The organism is Acidovorax sp. (genome assembly GCF_046339755.1).
GTDB lineage: Bacteria > Pseudomonadota > Gammaproteobacteria > Burkholderiales > Burkholderiaceae_C > Acidovorax.
On sequence record NZ_JBKDTZ010000033.1, the window covers coordinates 1 to 3138 of the forward strand.

The 3138-nt window shown below is 67.4% G+C and carries 3 protein-coding genes and 1 pseudogene; 1 reads left to right on the forward strand and 3 read right to left on the reverse strand.

Going from position 1 to position 3138, the window contains the following annotated elements; translation table 11 throughout:
- Nucleotides 1-759: phytanoyl-CoA dioxygenase family protein (locus ACK59X_RS03035; protein ID WP_409955068.1), on the reverse strand; the 759-nt coding region annotated here is incomplete at its 3' end.
- Between the two features lie 84 nt (nt 760-843).
- Here ACK59X_RS03035 and ACK59X_RS03040 point away from each other — a divergent pair.
- Entirely contained in the window at nt 844-1626 is a 783-nt protein-coding gene (locus ACK59X_RS03040; protein WP_409955070.1) for an AraC family transcriptional regulator, read from the forward strand.
- 10 nt (nt 1627-1636) lie between these two features.
- Here ACK59X_RS03040 and ACK59X_RS03045 read toward each other — a convergent pair whose 3' ends face one another.
- Nucleotides 1637-2590 carry a DMT family transporter gene (locus ACK59X_RS03045; RefSeq protein ID WP_409955072.1) on the reverse strand — a complete coding sequence of 318 codons (954 nt, stop codon included), beginning with the start codon at nt 2588-2590 and terminating at the stop codon, nt 1637-1639.
- A 405-nt stretch (nt 2591-2995) separates the two neighbouring features.
- Nucleotides 2996-3138, reverse strand: a pseudogene (locus tag ACK59X_RS03050) (IS5/IS1182 family transposase); the annotation flags it as partial.

A 3138-nucleotide genomic window follows, 5' to 3' on the forward strand; every position in this document is an offset into this window, starting at 1 on the left:
ATCCGGTGAGGTCTTCCAGCGCCGCGGCGCGTGCGTGACGTCGTCGCCGATCATGCGCACCGAGAACCCGCGGCGCCGGCGGCCGGGCTCCAGGCCCGCCGAGGCGTGCAGGGTCAGCATGTTGAAGGCGATGGCGTCCCCCGGCTCCACGGCCCAGCCGCGGATGTCGTAGGCCGTGCGGTCGGCCTCGATGTCGGGCAGGTCGGCCAGGGCGCCCTCGGGGAACCATTTCGCCTCGTTGGTCATGAAGGTGCGCGGCATCAGCCAGGGGCCGCGGTGCGAGCCGGCCACCAGCTCCAGCGTGGCGGCGCGCGAGACCGGATCGACGGGGATCCAGAAGCTCACGTTCTGGCTGCCTTCGATGTTGTAGTAGGGCTGGTCCTGGTGCCAGGGCGTGCGCTGGCGCGTGCCCGACTCCTTGGTGAGCATGTGGTCGTGGTACAGGCGTATCTGGCGGCTGCCCGTGAGCTTGGCCGCGATTTCGGGCAGGGCCGATTGCGAGATCACGTCCCAGTACGCCGGTATCTCCTGCCAGTTGCAGAAGTCCTCGATGAAGAAGCCCGGGTCGTCGGGGCGGCTGGCCACCTTGGCGCGCGGGCTGGGCGCGGCCAGGTTGGCGTCGATGCCCTCGCGCAGCCGCTCGACTTCGGCCGGGCGCAGCACGCCGCGCAGGCAGACCACGCCATCGCGCGCGAACTTCTCGGCCATGGCGCGGGCGGGGGACTGGGGGTTGAATTCGCCGGGGTGGTTGGTGGGCATGGCGTGTGTCTCCTGGGTGGTGCGGGCGGTATCAGTTTAAATTGACGTGATTCGATGAAATATGCCTGTTCGGACAAGCGATCAATGGAGCCAGACAAGATGCACCGGCGCAAGCCCTCCGCACAGACCGCCATGCTGCTGTTCAAGGTGGTGCACCTGCAGCCCGGCGGTGCCGACCCGGCCGACAGCCATGCCGCAGGGCAGTTCGTGCATGCGCTGTCGGGCGTGATCGAGGTGGGCATGGGCGGCCAGGTGTTTCTGGCGCCGCCCCAATACGGTGTGTGGATACCGCCGCACCTGGAGCATGCCTCCCGCAACCGCCATGCGGCGAGCTATGCCACGGTCTACGTACCCGAGCCCTTGTGCGCGGCGCTGCCGGCGCAGGCCTGCACCATGGTCATCAGCCCGCTGATACAGGCCGTGCTGGAGACGCTGCGCGAGCGTGGCATCGAGGCCCCGCACAGCCCGCCCGAGCAGCGCCTGTTCGAGGTGCTGCTGGACGAACTGCGCGTGGCGCCCGGCCATGACAGCTATTTGCCGACCTCGCAGGACCCGCTGCTGAGCAGGGTGCTCGACGCCCTGCAGGCCAGCCCCTGGGACAACCGCCCGCTGGCCGAATGGGCCGCCACCGTGCACACCACCGAGCGCACCCTGGCGCGGCGCTGCGAGCGCGACCTGCACATGTCCCTGGGCGAATGGCGCCAGCGCCTGAAAGTGGTGCGCGGCATCGCGCTGCTGGAGGCCGGCCGTGCGGTCAAGGACGTGGCTCTGGAGCTGGGCTACAGCGCGCCCTCGGCCTTCATCGCCATGTTCCACAAGCAGCTGGGCATGACGCCGCAGGCGTACCTGCGGAGCAAGGCCGGCTGATGGAACTCAGTCAGGTCTTTGCAGCGCGCTTCTTCGGCGCAATGAAGCCCGTGGACAGCCCCACGCCGCACACGATGACGGCCGCGCAGACCAGCATCCACTGCGTGATGCGCTCGTCCAGAAAGACAACCCCATAGAAGGTTGCGAACACCGGCAGCAAGAAGGTGACGGTGAGCGCCCGCGCCGGGCCTGCGCGCTCGATCAGCCGGAAGAACAGGAAGTACGCCACGCCCGTGCACAGCACGCCCAGCGCCGCAATGGCCAGCCAGGCCCGCAGCGAGGGCATTTGCTGGGGCCAGTACAGGACGGCCGGCACGATGAGCAGCAGGGCCGCTCCGATCTGGCTGCCGGTGGCCGTGGCCAGGGGCGGTACACCGGTCAGGTAGCGGCGCGTCGCACTCGCCGCAATCCCGTAGCACAAGCAGGCCAGCAGGCAGGCGCCGATGGCCCAGAGCGCTGCGTTGTGGTTGCCGCCCGCGCCATCGCCGTCGCGCAGCCCGGCACTGCCGCTGGCCAGCATGACCACGCCGATGAAGCCGATGGCCAGCCCCACCAGGCGCCAGCCGCTGGGCCGTTCGCGGAACCAGACCCACGCCACCAGGGCCCCGAACATCGGCGCCGTGGCGTTGAGCACTGCGGCCAGGCTGCTGTTGATGGTGAGCAGCGCAAAGCTGAACAGGGCGAACGGCAGGCCGGAGTTGAACACCCCGAGGGCCATGCTGGCGCGCCAGTGCTGCACCAGCGCCGGTCCTTGCCCGCGCAGCATCATCAGCGGGAACAGAAAGGCCGCGCCGATGCTGACCCGCGCCGCCGCTGTGGGCAGGGCCCCGAACTCGGCGGCGCCCATGCGCATGAAGAGGAAGGATGCGCCCCACAGCGCGGCCAGGAGGACCAGATCGACCACCCAGGCGCGGGTGTTGCTGGTTGTCTGTTGTGGGGCCTGGGGGGTTGTGGTGGTGGTCATTTAGGGGCGCCTGTTTTGTTTTGTCTTGTTGCTGGCATTGTCTGGGGCCGTCTGAACCTGTGATTGGGCGCCAGATTGGCCTGGGCATTGATGCTATTTGGTCACCAATGGGAGGGGGTTCGTTCATCAATCGCAAATGGGTGAAGCGTGAACTACTTCACATGCTTTTTTGGAGGGGGCGGGCTATTATTTTTCTGTCGACCCACCCGTAGTCGATACCTCCCTTGTGAAAGCAAGTTGCCCGCCTTTGTGCGGGCTTTTTTTTTCTGGATGGCTGGTGGGGGGCTTGGTTTTTGGCTTGTTGGCCTTGGGGGATTCTGCTCTTTTGCCGAGGGCGGGAGCCGGGATGTGCGCCCGGCGGCGCACCCACCTTCTTTCGCGTCGCCAAGAGGGTGTAGAAGAAATCTATTTGAGCCGCGCAAGGAGCATGCGAGCCTGCGCCAGCCAGACCCAAGCGGCAGCGTAGAACGGCTTGCGGTCGTGGTGCATCACCAGCCTGCGATTGCGCTCCATCCACGCATGGGTGCGCTCCACCACCCAGCGCTTCT

Coding starts and splice junctions, on each gene's coding strand:
- ACK59X_RS03040 (WP_409955070.1), top strand. CDS start 844: ATGGAGCCAGACAAGATGCACCGGCGCAAGCCCTCCGCACAGACCGCC.
- ACK59X_RS03045 (WP_409955072.1), bottom strand. CDS start 2,590: ATGACCACCACCACAACCCCCCAGGCCCCACAACAGACAACCAGCAAC.